Origin of the sequence: Streptomyces sp. NBC_00483, from assembly GCF_036013745.1 — a bacterium.
In the GTDB taxonomy this organism is placed as follows: Bacteria; Actinomycetota; Actinomycetes; order Streptomycetales; family Streptomycetaceae; genus Streptomyces.
The window spans coordinates 8,300,926-8,316,041 of sequence record NZ_CP107880.1; the positions used below are offsets into that span (position 1 = coordinate 8,300,926).

14 protein-coding genes are annotated in these 15,116 nt (G+C 69.6%); 9 read left to right on the forward strand and 5 right to left on the reverse strand.

The features are described from left to right. Positions 1–346: 346 nt before the first annotated feature. Both OHA73_RS37040 and OHA73_RS37045 read right to left on the reverse strand, forming a co-directional pair. Complete coding sequence (locus OHA73_RS37040; RefSeq protein WP_266725654.1) at positions 347–652, reverse strand: pilin; 306 nt, start codon at positions 650–652, stop codon at positions 347–349. 397 nt (positions 653–1,049) lie between these two features. Further along, positions 1,050–1,787, reverse strand: coding sequence for a hypothetical protein (locus OHA73_RS37045; protein WP_266722625.1), 738 nt, complete (start codon positions 1,785–1,787; stop codon positions 1,050–1,052). Positions 1,788–2,548: 761 nt separating this feature from the next. Between OHA73_RS37045 and OHA73_RS37050 the strand changes: the two genes are divergently transcribed. Together OHA73_RS37050 and OHA73_RS37055 are read left to right on the forward strand one after the other, a co-directional pair. After that, the gene (locus OHA73_RS37050; protein ID WP_327657284.1) at positions 2,549–3,274 is read left to right on the forward strand and encodes an alpha/beta fold hydrolase; all 726 of its coding nucleotides are present in this window, start codon (positions 2,549–2,551) and stop codon (positions 3,272–3,274) included. Positions 3,275–3,404: 130 nt separating this feature from the next. After that, the gene (locus tag OHA73_RS37055; RefSeq protein WP_266722629.1) at positions 3,405–3,530 is read left to right on the forward strand and encodes a hypothetical protein; all 126 of its coding nucleotides are present in this window, start codon (positions 3,405–3,407) and stop codon (positions 3,528–3,530) included. A gap of 315 nt (positions 3,531–3,845) precedes the next feature. Here the strand turns inward: OHA73_RS37055 and OHA73_RS37060 are convergent, their stop codons facing one another. Next, positions 3,846–4,505, reverse strand: a complete 660-nt coding sequence (locus tag OHA73_RS37060; RefSeq protein WP_327657285.1) for a pentapeptide repeat-containing protein — start codon at positions 4,503–4,505, stop codon at positions 3,846–3,848. A gap of 589 nt (positions 4,506–5,094) precedes the next feature. Between OHA73_RS37060 and OHA73_RS37065 the strand changes: the two genes are divergently transcribed. From OHA73_RS37065 to OHA73_RS37095, 7 genes are all read left to right on the forward strand, one after another. Continuing rightward, on the forward strand, positions 5,095–6,213 hold the full coding sequence (locus OHA73_RS37065; protein ID WP_266722635.1) for an IS630 family transposase: 1,119 nt from the start codon (positions 5,095–5,097) through the stop codon (positions 6,211–6,213). Positions 6,214–6,259: 46 nt separating this feature from the next. Then, a complete protein-coding gene (locus OHA73_RS37070; protein ID WP_266722637.1) occupies positions 6,260–6,718 on the forward strand; it encodes a GNAT family N-acetyltransferase in 459 nt (152 codons plus the stop codon). A 167-nt stretch (positions 6,719–6,885) separates the two neighbouring features. Beyond that, positions 6,886–7,831 (forward strand): IS5 family transposase gene (locus OHA73_RS37075; RefSeq protein ID WP_327657286.1). Its coding sequence is split into 2 segments (ribosomal slippage): positions 6,886–7,259 and positions 7,258–7,831, totalling 948 coding nucleotides; the frame shifts between segments, so codons are not numbered across the junction. 417 nt (positions 7,832–8,248) lie between these two features. Next, positions 8,249–8,908: a hypothetical protein gene (locus tag OHA73_RS37080; protein WP_327657287.1), complete on the forward strand. Its 660-nt coding sequence runs from the start codon at positions 8,249–8,251 to the stop codon at positions 8,906–8,908. Next, entirely contained in the window at positions 8,905–9,894 is a 990-nt protein-coding gene (locus OHA73_RS37085) for a TRM11 family SAM-dependent methyltransferase (RefSeq protein ID WP_266722641.1), read from the forward strand. The genes OHA73_RS37080 and OHA73_RS37085 overlap by 4 nt, the downstream gene beginning before the upstream one ends. A gap of 97 nt (positions 9,895–9,991) precedes the next feature. Further along, complete coding sequence (locus OHA73_RS37090; RefSeq protein WP_266722643.1) at positions 9,992–10,459, forward strand: helix-turn-helix domain-containing protein; 468 nt, start codon at positions 9,992–9,994, stop codon at positions 10,457–10,459. Between the two features lie 191 nt (positions 10,460–10,650). Then, positions 10,651–12,324 carry a tyrosine-type recombinase/integrase gene (locus OHA73_RS37095; protein WP_266722645.1) on the forward strand — a complete coding sequence of 558 codons (1,674 nt, stop codon included), beginning with the start codon at positions 10,651–10,653 and terminating at the stop codon, positions 12,322–12,324. Positions 12,325–12,491: 167 nt separating this feature from the next. Here OHA73_RS37095 and OHA73_RS37100 read toward each other — a convergent pair whose 3' ends face one another. Together OHA73_RS37100 and OHA73_RS37105 are read right to left on the reverse strand one after the other, a co-directional pair. After that, positions 12,492–13,811 (reverse strand): metallophosphoesterase, encoded by a 1,320-nt coding sequence (locus OHA73_RS37100; RefSeq protein ID WP_266722647.1) that lies wholly within the window; start codon positions 13,809–13,811, stop codon positions 12,492–12,494. A gap of 94 nt (positions 13,812–13,905) precedes the next feature. Next, entirely contained in the window at positions 13,906–15,054 is a 1,149-nt protein-coding gene (locus OHA73_RS37105) for an XdhC family protein (RefSeq protein ID WP_266722649.1), read from the reverse strand. Positions 15,055–15,116: the final 62 nt, after the last annotated feature.

Sequence of the window (15,116 nt, forward strand, 5' to 3'; positions counted from 1 at the left end):
GCATCGCCGTCCGCCTCACAGGCAGACGGAGCGGGACCCGGGGCCGGCTCGCGTGGCGACGGTTCGTGCGGCCTGGGGGAGTGATGCCCCGGGGCTGGAGCAGGCCCCGGCGACGGACTGGGACGCGGCGGGCTCGAATCGGCACCTGGGGGCGCCGGGGGAGCGGGCCCTGGAGCGGGCGCGGGGCCCGGTTCGGGTGGCGCCATCGGCGCGGCGGCCGCACCTGCGACGACTGCGGCCGCTGCGACGGGTGAACCGGCTGTCAGGGTGAGAGCGACGATGATGAGCGTGGCCACGAGGAGTCGGCCGGTACGGCGGCGTGTGTGACGGCGGGTGAGGGACATGGTCAGGCCCCCACGATCTCTTTGAGGACCGTGACCAGGACGGGCGCGAGGATGGCCAGCCCGTAGCCGATCGCGGCGGCCTTCAACGCCCGCTTGGACGACTCGACTTCCCCCGGATCCCCGCCGGCCATCAGGTAGCGCAGCCCGCCGAAAGTGAGGAAGAGGGTGGCGAGCCCGGCGAGGATACCGATGATCCAATTCCGCAGATTGTTGATGACCGTCGGCACATCCGCGACGGCCCACGTGGCCGGGGGACTCGACAGCAGCGCCAACACGGTGACGGCGGCCACGAACAGGACCCGGGCCATGCCCCGGACGACCCGCCGGGAGACCGGCCGACGTACCCAGACCCGCAGCGTCTGCGGCACAGATGCGAGCACGGACACACACCTCCAACAAGGCGACGACGGCCAAGACCGCAGTGAGAGACGAACCAAGGAGCCAGGCGATGAAGCAGCCCGGGGTGGTGCACAACAGCGGCTCGTCGCCGGGGCCGGGCAGGCCCGCATCAGCGCTTCACCTCCTTCACGAGGAAAGGTGAGCCGCGAAACGCGGGGAGGGGCGGGATCGGGTGTCAGCACGAGACGCCGTGCCCGAACCCCGGCAACGAGCGGGGTGGCGAGTGCATCCGCGGCGCCGACGGTGCGACGGATGCGCTCACCTATCAAGGAGAAAACCGCGACCGGACCGTGCCACCGGCGCGCTTCAGTCCCCCTGGGTTCGCAGTGCCGCGGCGAGCCGCTCCTCGGCCGCCGCGCGGTGTCGGAACGCCGAGCGCACACTTACGCCCACCGCACTCGCCGCCTTCGCCATCGGCCGCTTCTCCAGGCGTGTCTGCGTGACGAGTTCGCCCTCCAGCTCGCTCAACACCCCGGCGGCGACGGCCCGTTCCACGACCGCGATCACCTCGGCCATGCCGCCGGTACCGTAGAGCGGGGCGCCCACGGTGTTCTCCTCCAGCGACACCACCGGTGCGCGGCGGGAGCGCTGCGCGGCGTACAGGAGGCGGTGGGCGGCCCGGTCCCCGGCCCGCACCAACCGCAACCCCACCTGCGCCTCCCGCCCCGACAGGCCCACGAGCTCGAGGGCCACCGCGGCCAGCGCCTCCTGCTCGACCTCGCAGACCTCCAGCTCCGCCAGGCGCGGCAGCCGGCCCACCGCGCGCCGCAGCCCCGGCAGCGCGAAGGCCACCGCGACGGTGTCCCACGGCGCCCCCTGCCGCGCCCGGCGCCGCAACACCTCCGCCCACACCCGAGCGCGGACCGACTCGGTGCAACTGGGGTGCACCAGCCGGGAACGGACCGCGGCCAACGGCCACATCCCACCCGCCGACGCACCGGCGAACAGCGCGGCCGGCAGCACCAGCGGCAGCGGCTCACAGGACAGCCGCTGGAAGACGGCCTCCACCTCCTCCAGCGGCGACAGGCGACGGACCGCTCGCACGGACGGAACGACAGAACGAGTACGGGTGCGGGTGGAGTGCACGGCGGGCTCCTAGCCTCGATGCGCGGCGAAACCGGACACCGCTCATCGCGCCAGCCACCCCCGCCACGCCCGCACCAACAGAGCGCCACACCCCCGCAGTTGTCCTGCCGCAGGCCTGCCAGGGTCCCGTCCACGCCGTGGCAGATCAGCCGTTGACCAGTACCTTTACTCGCGTATCGACGTCACAGGAAACCGCCGAAAATACTTCTGACACCGCGACGCCCGGCTGCGCTCCGCCTCGCGGCGTGGTGTCAGCCCGGACGCGGTATCCGCATGGCAGATCACACGCTGACCTGCGTTTTCCTCGACCGGCCCGCGGTCCCGCGTCCGAGAGACAGGGGCGGGGTCTACTCATGTCACAGGGACTCGTTGTGCCAGGACAGGAGTTGATCCAACTCGGCCACAGCCAAGACGCTTTCCCAGTCTGTTGCACAGATCAGGGAGATGTCCGGGCCCGTTCACGTGCGTTGGCGTTCGCCTGGTCTTCGGTTGGGGTTCGGGACACGGCTTCCTCTGAACGGGGCCGGACGCGGGATGAGACGGAAGCTGAGACGGCGGCCAGTGGCTGTCTGAGGTCGTCCCGCTGGTCAGGCAGGTGCGACAGAAACGTACGGTGGCGTGTGTTTGCCCATGATCTCGAGTCGAGGAGCGCTGTGCCGAACCCCGCTGCCGCAGAGCCTGTTGTTCTCCACCACCTTGCGCAGGGCCAGGGGGAGGGGGTGGTGCTGGTCCACGGTGTGGGCGGCTCCCTCGCCACGAGTTGGGGCAGTCTGCCGGAACACCTCGCTGAGCATCATCACGTCGTTACCGTCGACAATCCCGGCTCAGGTCTCAGCCCTCTGCCCAACAGTCCACTCAACCTGGACTACCTCGCTGACAACATCGCCATGACGGCCGAGCATGCTGGTCTTGAACGCTACGGCGTCGTGGGCTACTCGATGGGCAGCTCGATCGCGGTGCGGCACGCCATCCGTCACCCCGAGCGCACCGCCACGCTGGCGCTGGTCGCCGGGTTCGCCAGGCCGGACGACCGACTGCGTCTGGCACTGCGCAATTGGCGCGCTCTGATGAACGGGGATCCGCAGGTACTCGGGCGCTATCTCATGCAGCTTTCCTGTGGACCATCCAGCCTGTCCGGGCTGAACGATGACGACATCGACCGGATCGCCAGGGAAACCGGCAGCGGACTCCAGCCGGGTACCCGCCGACACATCGACCTTGCTCTGGGAATCGACGTCCGCGCCGACCTTCCGAACCTTGACCTGCCCACTCTGGTCGTCGCCGCATCCCAGGACATACTCGTCGCGCCCAGCCACTCGGACGAACTCGCCGATGGAATCCAGGGAAGCCGCCTGGTCCATGTACAGGCCGGTCATGACGCTCCGTCTGAACAGCCGGCAGCCATCGCCGCCCACATCCGTGCCCTTGTCAGTGGGAACTCTTGAGTCAGGGCGCAGTTGGACCCGCTGCCTGACCTCTACATCGAGGAGGTGGCACCGGGGGCGGTGTAGTTGACGGGACCGTCGAACTGGGCCGAGGGGCCCCTGACGGTGGCCGGCCGGCGACAATCGCCCCATGCGTGCACTCCTGACCGCCGGCACACCACTCGCGTGGACCGTGACCGAGATCGCGTGGCCCGCCGTCGCCCCGGACCAGGTGCTGGTGGAGGTCGCCACCGCAGGGCTGAGAACCTGCTCCTGAAGGTGGTATGGCTGCTCGCCGAGCGTCCAAGCGGACGGTCAACCTGGGGGCGGGCTTGCCACTCGGGGGATACCCCTGGGTGGGCCGATCAGAGGCTCGGCTGCTGTCACAAACCATTCCGGGAGCCGGACCGCCTCACCTTCTGAATGACAGCGGATTGTGACAACGAATCGGCGATCCGGGCAGCTCCCGGTGGCCGTTTCCGATCTTGCTCCGGGGGAGGAACGTTTATGAGAAGCCTTTTGGTCCTGCGGGAGCGGTATGCCGCCCAGGCCGTGTTGTTCCGCGATCTCGTCGAGCCCCCGGTGCACGCATCTACTTGTCTTTCACGGTGAGGCCGAGGACCTGTGCCAGTGCTGGTGCCATGTCCAGGAGTTGATAGGTGCTGATCGTTGCGCCCTTCAAGGCTTCGAGCCCGGAAGCGATACTCAGCCCGGCTGCCTCTCGCAGGTCGACCTTCGTCATCTTGGCGTTGTCGAAGTGCGCTCGGTCCAGGGTTGAGCCGGGGAAGGTGACGTTGGTGAGCACGGCTCCGCCGAAGTCGACGTCGCGCAGGAGGCAGTCCACGAACGCGACGTTCTTCAGCTTGGCCAGGCGGGCGTTCACCGAGTCGAACTTGCAGTTGTAGAAAGTGACGCGGTTCATGTGGGAGCCGGGGAGTTCCGTGCCGGCTAGGACCACCTCGTTACACTCGCTGTCCATCCAGGTGGTCTCTGCGAGGTCGGTCCCCACCATGCGCACGGTATGGAGCCAGATGTCATCGAACTGGGAGCGCCGGTAGCGGCCACGCGTCAAAGTCACCGCGGAGAACGCGGACTCGGTGAATCCAGAGCCGCCGCCATCCACGTCCTCGAAACCGCAGTCCTCGAAATGGAGCCACTCGTAGGTGCCCTCTCTTTCCATTACCCCGGTGAACGGCGTAAGGCGGTGCGCGTACGGAAGCTTGGCGAGTTCGCGGGGAGATCTGGCTCGCATCAGGTTCTCCAGGAGGTACGGGCCGATCAACGGCCCGGGGCAGGGGGGACTCGCCCAGGCGTCATCAGCATGGTTGAGGGCAAGAAGGGAGCTCCCTGTCTATCGCGGCTCGCGGGACTTTACCCAATCGCCGAGATCCGAAAATCTGCTGCCTGAATAGCTGGCGTCACGCGGAAGATGGGCAGGCGTAAGGGAAATATGCCGCATAGCGCATCCGGACTGGGCGCCGGGACCTGAGAGCAGGGAGCACCGTGTGTGTCCGCGGAACCCTAACGGTAGCCAACTACCCTTGCTCAGGTGGATGTTGGGGCCATCCCTGAGGGAGTGGTGGGCGTCACTCGTCCCGCGCGGCGAGTTCCGTGACATTCATTTTGCGCTCGGCATACTCATCGCCCGTTCTCGCGGATTGGCTGACGTCCGTTCTGGACGAACCTCGCGCTGGGCTCGCCCCCCAAGAGTGATTACACAGGGCTACACGTTCGTCCGCCGTAGCTAGTGCTGTGACCGCGTAGGTTCACCGGTTCTGGTCCGCGTCCAGGCCGGGGCCGATTGGATGGGGCGGACATCACATACCGTGTGTGGAGACGTGATGGCGGAGCCGGTCAAAGTTCGCCGACTGACGGATCAAGAGGGGCAGCGCCTGCAGCAGATCGTGCGGCGAGGCAGTACCAGTTCCGTGCGCTACCGGCGCGCGATGATGCTGCTGGCTTCGGCCGGCGGGAATCGGGTCCCGGTCATCGCACAGCTGGTCGCGGCCGATGAGGACACAGTCCGGGACGTCATTCACCGCTTCAACGAGATCGGCCTGGCATGCCTGGACCCTCGGTGGGCGGGAGGTCGTCCCCGCCTGCTGAACACTGACGACGAGGACTTCGTCGTCGCGACGGCCACCACACGCCCGGCCAAGCTCGGCCAGCCGTTCACCCGCTGGTCGAGCCGCAAACTCTGCACCTACCTGCGAAGGGTTCACGGCCGGGTGATCCGTATAGGCCGCGAGGCCCTGCGCTGCCTACTGGTCCGACGCGGCATCACCTTCCAGCGCACCAAGACGTGGAAGGAGTCCACCGACCCCGAGCGCGACACCAAACTGGACCGCATCGAGTACGTCCTGGATCACCTAACCGATCGTGTTTTCGCGTTCGACGAGTTCGGGCCGCTCGGTATCCGCCCCACCGCAGGCTCCTGCTGGGCACGACAGAGTCGGCCCGACCGGATTCCGGCGACCTATCACCGCACTCATGGAGTGACCTACTTTCACGGCTGCTACTCGGTCGGCGACGACACGCTGTGGGGCGTGAACCGTCGCCACAAGGGCGCCGCTCAGTCCCTGGCCGCGCTGAAGTCGATCCGTGCCGCCCGGCCCGACGGCGCCCCCATCTACGTGATCATGGACAACCTGTCCGCGCACAAGGGCACCAAGATCCGCGCTTGGGCGAAGAAGCACCGGGTGGAGCTGTGCTTCACCCCTACCAATGCCTCGTGGGCCAACCCGATCGAGGCGCACTTCGGACCCTTGCGGCAGTTCATCCTGGCGAACTCCAACCATCCCAACCACGCTGTGCAGACCTGGGCCCTGCACCGCTACCTGCGCTGGCGCAACACCGACGCCCGCCACCCGGACATCCTGGCGGCCCAGCGCAGGGAACGCGCCCGCATCCGCAGTGAGAAGGGCATCCGGTGGGGCCGCCCCGCCGCGCGAGCGGCGTGATCAATCCAGGTGCAACCCGTGAGCCCTGCCTCATAGCCTCGGCCCCATGACTGACCATGCTTTCGTCCCCGACGACTTCGTCGTCCCCACGGACCTCATCACCCCACAGTTCCGTCTGGAGCCTCTGGGACCCCAGCACAACGCCGCCGACCACGCCGCCTGGACCAGCAGCATCGAGCACATCCGTGCGACCCCTGGCTTCCAGGACCGAGGATGGCCTCCTGCCGACGGGATGGCCCTGGACGCGAACCTCGCCGACCTGCAGAGTCACGCGGACGACTTCGCTCAGCGCCGCGGATTCACCTACACCGTCATCGAGACCGCCAGCGGCGAGGTGATCGGTTGCGTCTACATCTATCCCTCCCGCAGCGACGACCACGACACCGACGTCCGCTCCTGGGTCCGTGCCGACAGAGCCGAGTTGGACGCGCCCTTGCATGCGGCCATCACGACCTGGCTGTCCACGAACTGGCCCCTCGGAACTCTCAACTATCAGCCCCGCTGACCAACATGTGGTCCCGCAGCGACCACCCATACCGACCGCTGCGGGACACCTGGCCTTCGAATGGCCCGACTGCGGGATGGAATGCCTTCCCGGTCACAGCACTAGGTCGTTTCTGATGGCTCTTGCTGGGTGGGTGGATCAGTGCGGGTGCTGGGCATGCGGGTCGTATGGTGCGACGCCATGAACTGACGGACGCGCAGTGGCAGAAGATCGAGTCGCTGTTGCCGGGAAACGGTGCCCCGGGTGGGCAGTGGGCGGATCACCGCCGAGTCATCAACGGCGTACTGTTCCGGGCCCGTACCGGGGTGCCGTGGCCGGATCTGCCCGAGCGGTACGGGCCGTGGCAGACCGTCTATGAGCGCCATCGCCGCTGGTCGGCCGACGGAACCTGGCAGCGGATCCTGACAGAGCTGCAGATCGAGGCCGCCGCGAGCGACCCGGACGGTGCCCTGGCCCGCACGGCGGCGAAGGAGGCCGAGTGGGCGGTGAACATCGACTCCACGTCCTGCCGGGCTCATCAGCATGCGGCCGGGGCCCGGCACCGGCCGCCGGGTGACTTCCCGCAAAGGGGGCGGGGCGCGTGTGGAGGCCGATGGACGCGAGGCACTGGGACGTTCCCGGGGCGGACTGACCAGCAAGGTCCATTTCCTGGCCGATGACCGGGCCCGCCCGCTGGTCTGGCAGACCTCGCCCGGCCAGCGGGGCGACAACCCCATGCTCGTCCCGGTACTGGAGTGCCTGCGGATCGCCCGGCGCGGGCCGGGGCGGCCCCGCACCCGCCCGGACCGGCTCCGCGGAGACAAGGCCTACTCCAGCCGCGACACCCGCGCCTACCTGCGCGGACGGCACATCAAGGTGACCATCGCCCAACCCGAGGACCAACGCAGCAACCGTCTGCGGCGGGGCCGGGCCGGCGGCCGGCCTCCGGCCTTCGACACAGGCCAGTACCGCCGCCGCAGTGCCGCCGAACGGTGCGTCAGCAAGTGGAAGCAGTTCCGTGCGGTCGCCAGCCGTTACGACAAGCGCGACTACATCTTCAACGGCACCCTGGCCGTCGCAGCAGTCGTCATCTGGCTCCGCGACACCGTCCAAGAGCCATCAGAAACGCCCTAGACGAGAGCAGGGCCGAGTATGGGCTCCGCGTGGCGGACGCGTCGGGGCGGACTGGCTTCCGGGCCAGTCGGCGGTGGCAGGGGCGCGGCCGGTGTGCCGATCACGACCGAACAGCACGTCGACGACGTCCTGGCTCTGCCCGTCAATTCTGTTTCACTTGCCGTGTCTTGTCGGTGCCCCGCCGGGAGTGGTTGAACACCAGCCGACTGTTACAGACGGCAGGCGGCGTGCAGGCGTGCGCTTGCTATCTACCGCTGCCTATGGACAAAGTCATGCCCGGAAAGGGAGTTGTGGGTGTGGCCGGAGGCGTAGTGGGCGGATGCCACTTGGTGACATGGGTTGGCACGATCACCCCTGCTTTTTCTCCTTGATGGGTGTCAGCACGTTTCGGCGCCCGGCCCGTTCAGCGCGCCTGTCATGACCGACTCCCGCCCACGTACGTCCCCCAAGACGTCGCTGCCCATCACCCTCTGGCTCCCCACCCCCGACGACCTGGCCGCCCTGCCCATTCCGACGGCCGTTCTGCCGACCTGGGCGATCGAGAAGATCCACGCCGAGTTCACCCGCCGCCCTGGCCGCCCGTCCACCGGACTCCTGCGCCTGGCCATCAACGACAGCGCCCCCGGCATGGACGCCCGCATCCCCTGCACCACCCACGCTGGCGCATGCGACGGTGATACCGCGCCTGGCGAACCTGACCTCGCTCCGGTGATCCTCGCTGAACTCCACCCGGACTCCCTGCCCGCCCCCGACGCCCCGCTCACCGGCAGCGCCATGCCCGGGTCGCTGGACGACGGCTGGCCCGGCTTCTTCCACCGCGCCCACCGCCTGCTGAACGGCGATGGCCTCCTCCTGGTCGCCGCCCGCCAGCACCGCGACCACGACCAACTCCACGACCCGCTTGGTCTGTTGATCGCCACGGCCCGCACCGCCGGATTCCGCTACCTGCAGCACATCGTCGTCATCCACGCCCACGCCGACGGCGACCACCTCACCCCCATCCCGCCCGACCCCGACATCCCCGATGTCGTCCACTCCGACCTCCTGGTCCTCGACACCGCCCGGAGCCGACCGTGACCCACACCCCCACGCCCCGCTCCTCGGTGTGGGCCACCGCCCCCACCTCCGCGCCCGCCCAGCGCAAGGGCCGCTACGTCCCCGGCTCCGCCGCCCACCCCGCCAAGATGCTGCCCGCCCTCGCCGCCCACGCCATCGCCACCTACACCAAGCCCGGCGACCTGGTGCTGGATCCGATGTGCGGGATCGGCACCACCCTCGTCGAGGCCGTCCACCTCGGCCGCCACGCCCTCGGCGTCGAGTACGAACCCCGCTGGGCTCACCTCGCGGCCGAAAATCTCCGCCACGCCGACACCCACGGCGCGACCGGCAGTGGTGAGGTCTACTGCGCGGACGCCCGCCAGCTCACCACTCACATCCCCGCCTGCTTCCAGGGATTGGTCGACCTGGTGGTCACCTCACCCCCGTACGGGGCGAGCGTGCACGGCCAGGTCCGCTCCACCCGCGAGTCCGGCGAGCGTGGTGTCACCAAGACGGACTGGCACTACAGCCACGACCCCGACAACCTTGCCCACGTCGGCCTCGAAACCCTCCTGACCGCGTTCACCGACATCCTCATCCAGTGCCGCCACATGCTCCGTCCCGGCGGCCACGCGGTCATCACCACCAGGCCCTGGCGCGAACGCGGCGAACTCATCGACCTGCCCTCGGCCGTCCTCGCCGCCGCCGAACACGCCGGCCTGACACCGGTCGAACGCAACGTCGCCCTCCTCGCCGGCATCCGCGACGGCCACCTCATCGCCCGCCCCTCCTTCTTCCAGATGAAGAACATCGGCGACGCCCGCCGCACCGGCCTGCCCCTCGCCCTCATTGCCCACGAGGACGCCCTCGTCGTCCGCCGCCCCGCAGCACCCGCCCCCGCCACGGGACGTGACACCCCGCCCGCACCGCCGCCCGACGGTCCCTGTCCGCGGCGCAAGCCGGCCACCCCCGCGAACGTCCGTACCCGCACCTGTGTCCCGACGGCCCGCCGTGCCCACCCCTGACCCGGCCCTGCCCGCGCCTTCGATCGGTGCCCTGTGTGCGGGTGTGCGGCCCGCGCTGCCGGACCGGCCATCGCATCGAGCACGCCAGAAGGCGATCATGACCGACCAGGACACTCCCACACCGGCCGACACGTCCACCGGCCACAGCCAACCGCCCCCACCTGCCCCGGAGCTGGAGCAACTCCTCTCCCTCACCCCCGACGCAGTCACACCCACCATCCCGCCCCCGACCCGCGCACGTCCATCCCCGCCCTCCGGCCCGCACCACGCCACCCGCGCGGCCGGCACCCCACCCACCGAACCGGCCACCACCCACACCCCGGACCACACCTCCACCCGCGAACATCGCGACGAACGAAGCGTGCCCGCCCGGGACGTGCGGCTGTTCACCGCGGACCAGGCAGCCGACCTGCTGCAGATCCCGGCGTCCTGGCTGCGCAAGAAGGCCGCCGCCGGACAGATCGCACACACCCGCATCGGCCGCCATCTGCGTTTCTGCCGGGCCGACTTGGAACAGCTGATCAACAACGGGCGGCGCAGCGCGGGCCGCCGCCCGTTGCGGTGACCGTTCGCACACACGACCCGCCCCCGACCCGCTACCGCTCTGCCGGGCGGCCGAGCCTGGATGGTCGCCCGGCCGGTGGTCGCCCATACCGCGGTGCCCACCGCCGGGAGCCCTCCCCGCCCGCGCGGGTGCCGTGGCGCACGCACCGCATGCACCATGGCACCCGCCACACCCGCATAGGAGCCCCGCTCATGGCCTGGGTCGAACGACGCGGCAGCCGCTACCGCGTCCGCTACTGGACTCCCGAGGGACACGCCGCCACCGCTGGTGTCTTCGCCACCCGCGACGCTGCCAAGGACCACGCCGCCACCCTCACCACCCCACCCGTGCCCCCAACTCCCCACCCGGCAACCCACGAACCGACCACGCCACACCTCCTCGGCACACCGACACCCCCACACGAGCATCAGGTCCCGCCGCTCCACGCGGTCCCGCCGGGCACACCGGCGCCCTCACCCCTGCCAGGACAGCAACCTCCCACCGGATCAGAGCCCGGCACACCGCCCTGGCACACCGGCCTGGCACCGCACCCCACACCTGCACCGCTGCTGCTCCCGACACAGCCACCGCCGCTGGCGACACCCCCATCACCGGCCGCACGCCGCGATCCCGCCCCGCAGCCGCCCGCACATCCGGCGCAGCCTCCGCGTGGCCTGTCCACCCCCATGACCAACCGCCACCCCACTCCAACAGGAACTTCATCCGCCCACCTTGAGCCGACCGTCCTGACTCCCACGCGCGTCATCACCACCCCCCACCCGGACGCCTACGCGTCACCCGAACCCGAGAGCGGGGTCGGTACCCCCGGACCGCTCACCACCGTGCCCACACCCCACAACCACCCCACCCACCACGGCCCCGTCCACGAGGTCCTGCTCACCGACTGGGTCCAACTCTGGTGGCTCACCCTCGAGATCGGACCCAACACCACCAGCCACTACCGCAGCCTGCTGAAGAACCACATCCTGCCCCGCTGGGGCGCCATGCCCATGCACCTCATCGCCCCCAGCGACGTCACTCTCTGGCTCAAAGCCCTCAACGAGCGCTACGCCCGCGCCACCGTCACCTCCATCGGCAAACTCCTCGCCCTCGTCCTCGCGGCCGCCGTCACCGAACGCCACCTCGCCGCCAACCCGGTCCACCTTCCACGCCGCCGCGGCCGCGAACGCGACCACCAGCAGGAGGACCAGATGTGGGCCACCGAACACGAAGTCATCACCCTCGCCCGCCGCATCACCCACCTCGCCGGCCCCACCCAAGGCCTCCTCATCATCACCGCCGCCTACACCGGAATGCGCTGGGGCGAACTCGCCGCCCTCACTCGCGCCGCCCACAACCACAGCGCAGCCACCCTCACCGTCCACCGCGACACAGGCAATCTCCTCGAAGTCGACGGCCGACACTCCTACGGCCCGCCCAAAACTGCCGCCTCCGTCCGAACCGTCACCCTTCCCCCCTTCCTGAACGCCCTGCTCCAGCAAGACCAGGCCCGCCACACCCACCAGATCCTCTTCACCAGCCTGCGCGGCAACAACCTGCGCCGCTCCACCTTCTCCCGCCGCCTATGGGCCCCCGCCACCCGCGGCACCACCCTCCCCGACGGCACCGTCTGGCCCCCGCTCAAACCCGGCCTGACCTTCCACAACCTCCGCCACACCCACAAGACCTGGCTCATCGAGGACCACATCCCTGACGTCGCCCAGGCCCGACGCCTTGGCCACACCCTCAAAGGCATCGATGACGTCTACGCCCACGTCGCCGACAGCGTCGATGCCCGCCTCCTCACCGCCCTTGAAACCCGCTGGCACCGCTCCCTCACCCAACACGCCCTCCCCGACAGCCCTCTCGGCCAGAGCACCTCATGACCCACCCCACTGCCGACCCAATCCCGCTGGGCCGCAATGCCTTGAAGGTGCCGTGCCGCATCGTCAATCCGCCTGGGGCACTGCCGACGATGCCCACCAATGCGCGAAGTCGAGCACACGGCGGCCTGGTCGATGAGGTCATTCGGAACACCATGATGAGACCGCGCTCACGCCTTGGAAGCCAGTTCGACGACCGTGATGTCGGACGGTGCGCCCACGCGGACCGGTGGGCCCCAGGCGCCCGCGCCCCGGCTGACGTAGAGCTGGGTGTCGCCGTAGCGTTCGAGGCCCGCGACGGTCGGGTTGGCCAGTTCCGCGACGTAGTTGACGGGCCACAGCTGGCCGCCGTGGGTGTGGCCGGAGAGCTGGAGGTCCACGCCGTGGCGGACGGCGTCGTCGATGACGATGGGCTGGTGGGCGAGGAGGACGGAGGCGCGGGAGCGGTCGCGGTCGCCGAGTGCCCTGGCGAAGTCGGGGCCGTCGCCGCGGTCGGTGCCGGCCACGTCGTTGACGCCGGCGAGGTCGAAGGCGGGCAGTTCCGTGCGGGCGTTCTCCAAGGGGCGCAGGCCCAGGTCCCGGACCTTGTCGACCCACTGATCGGCGCCGACGAAGTACTCATGGTTGCCGGTGACGAAGAACGAGCCGTGGCGTGCGCGCAGTTGGGCGAGCGGTTCCACGGCGGTGCCGAGGTCGGCGACGCTGCCGTCGACCAGGTCGCCGACGACGGCGATGAGGTCGGGCTGCGTACGGTTGATCGTGTCGACGACGTGCTGGGCGAAGTCGCGGCCCAGGATCGGGCCGAGGTGCATGTCGCTGACGACGGCGATCCGGTAACCATGCGCGGCGCGCGGCAGATTGGCCAGCGGGACCGTCAACCGCTTGACCTTGGGGCCCGTGAGCGCGCTGTGAGTGCCGTAGCCGACGGTGCCGAGGGCTGCGGCCGCTGCGGTGCCGCCGATGACCCGGGAGACGAAGAGGCGGCGGGAGGGGCTGGCCGGTTCGGGAGGTGCGGGCGCTTCGGGCTCCGGCACGTTCGACGCGCGGGGGGCTGCGAGGGCTGTCGAGCCTGCGGGCTCGGGCCCGGGCGGAACGGGGGCAGCCCCTCCGGACGCCCTGGCCGACACCGCTTGCGGTTCGTCGACGTGGACCTCCTCGGCGCCGACCTTCACGGCCGCGTCGGCCTCCGTCGCGGCCGAGGGCTTCCGGCGTAGCAGCAGACGGACGATCTCGCCCAGGAGAAGTGCCAAGAGCAGGTACAGAAACAGGACCAGCCACAGGTAGCCGGGCCAGGCCATGATCTGGCGCACACGAAATGGCGCGATCGCGCCCACGGTTTGGGCGCCCGCAGTCAGCAGTGGACCGGCGATCAGAAGGCAGGTGCCCACACGACGCAGGACAGACCCAGGACGTGTCGTGTCCCGTACGAGACGCAGCCACACGTAGACGTGGAGTGCGCTGAACACTATGAGGAAGATGACGGCGAACACGGCTCTGCGTGGTCCTTTCTCCGGGGGTGTCCAATGGTTGGCGGACACGACCCAGCGGTGGCTTGGCCGGTGTGGGCCGGGAGCCGTGGTCTTTCTATGTCGCCGGCGGCAACCGGGCCGGTGCTGGGTCAACGGGCCGATGGATGGGACCAGTTCCCTGTGAAAGTGGAAGCCCCGTGGAGCCGTTGGTGTGGGCGATGATCTCGGCTGTGATGGAGATCGCCGTTTCCTCCGGCGTGCGTGCGCCGAGATCGAGGCCGATCGGCGAGTGCAGGGCGGCGAGTTGTGCGTCCGTGACGCCCGCCTCGCGCAGGAGTTCCAGGCGTTGGGTGTGGGTGCGTCGAGAGCCCATCGCGCCCACGTAAGCGAGGGGGAGTTCGAGGGCGCGCGTCAGCAGCGGGATGTCGAACTTCGCGTCGTGGGTGAGGACACAGACTGCCGTGCGGGAGTCGACGACGGTCCGTTCCAGGTAACGGTGGGGCCAGTCGACGACTACCTCGGTCGCGTCGGGGAAGCGGGCGTTCGTGGCAAAGACGGCTCGCGCGTCGCAGACCGTGACGTCATAGCCGAGGAAGACGCCGGCCCGACTGAGAGCCGCGGCGAAGTCGACGGCGCCGAAGATCAGCATGCGCGGGCGGGGAGCCCGTACATGGACGAGGACGGACAGCCCCTCGGGGCAGGTGTCCGCGTCGCCGCCGACCGAGGCCGCCGCGGTTCGCCCCGACCGCAGGAGAGCCTCGGCATGCGCGCTCACGGCCCGGTCCACCGGGCCGCCCCCGTCAAGGGCTTCGCGGAGCGTCCGGTCGCCGTCGACAACAGACAGCGTGCACCCGAGCAGCGCCTCGGGCCCGTCGATGACCTGCGCTGTCGCCACCGGTCGACCGCGCACGGCCTCCTCCAGGGCATGGGCGAGATGGGGTTCGGCAGCGGGGTCGACACGTCGGATCACTACGTCCAGTTCGCCGCCGCAGGTCAGCCCGACCGCGAAGGCGTCGTCGTCGGAGTAGCCAAAGCGGACCCGTCGCGCACGGCCCTGATCCTCGAGGACCTGCAGGCACATCTCGTGAACCGCGCCCTCGACACAGCCGCCGGAGATGCTGCCGACCGCCTTGCCGTCCGCGTCCACCGCGACCGAGGTGCCGACGGGTAGAGGCGCGCTTCCCGTGACGCCGACGACGGTGGCGAGGGCGAAGGGGCGATTCTCGCGGCACCAATGGTGCAGTGTGTCCGCGATGTTCATCATGTGCGGTGGATCTTCCGTGTGCGAGAAGGCGAAGGGGGTCGGCCTGGGTGCCCCGGACAAGC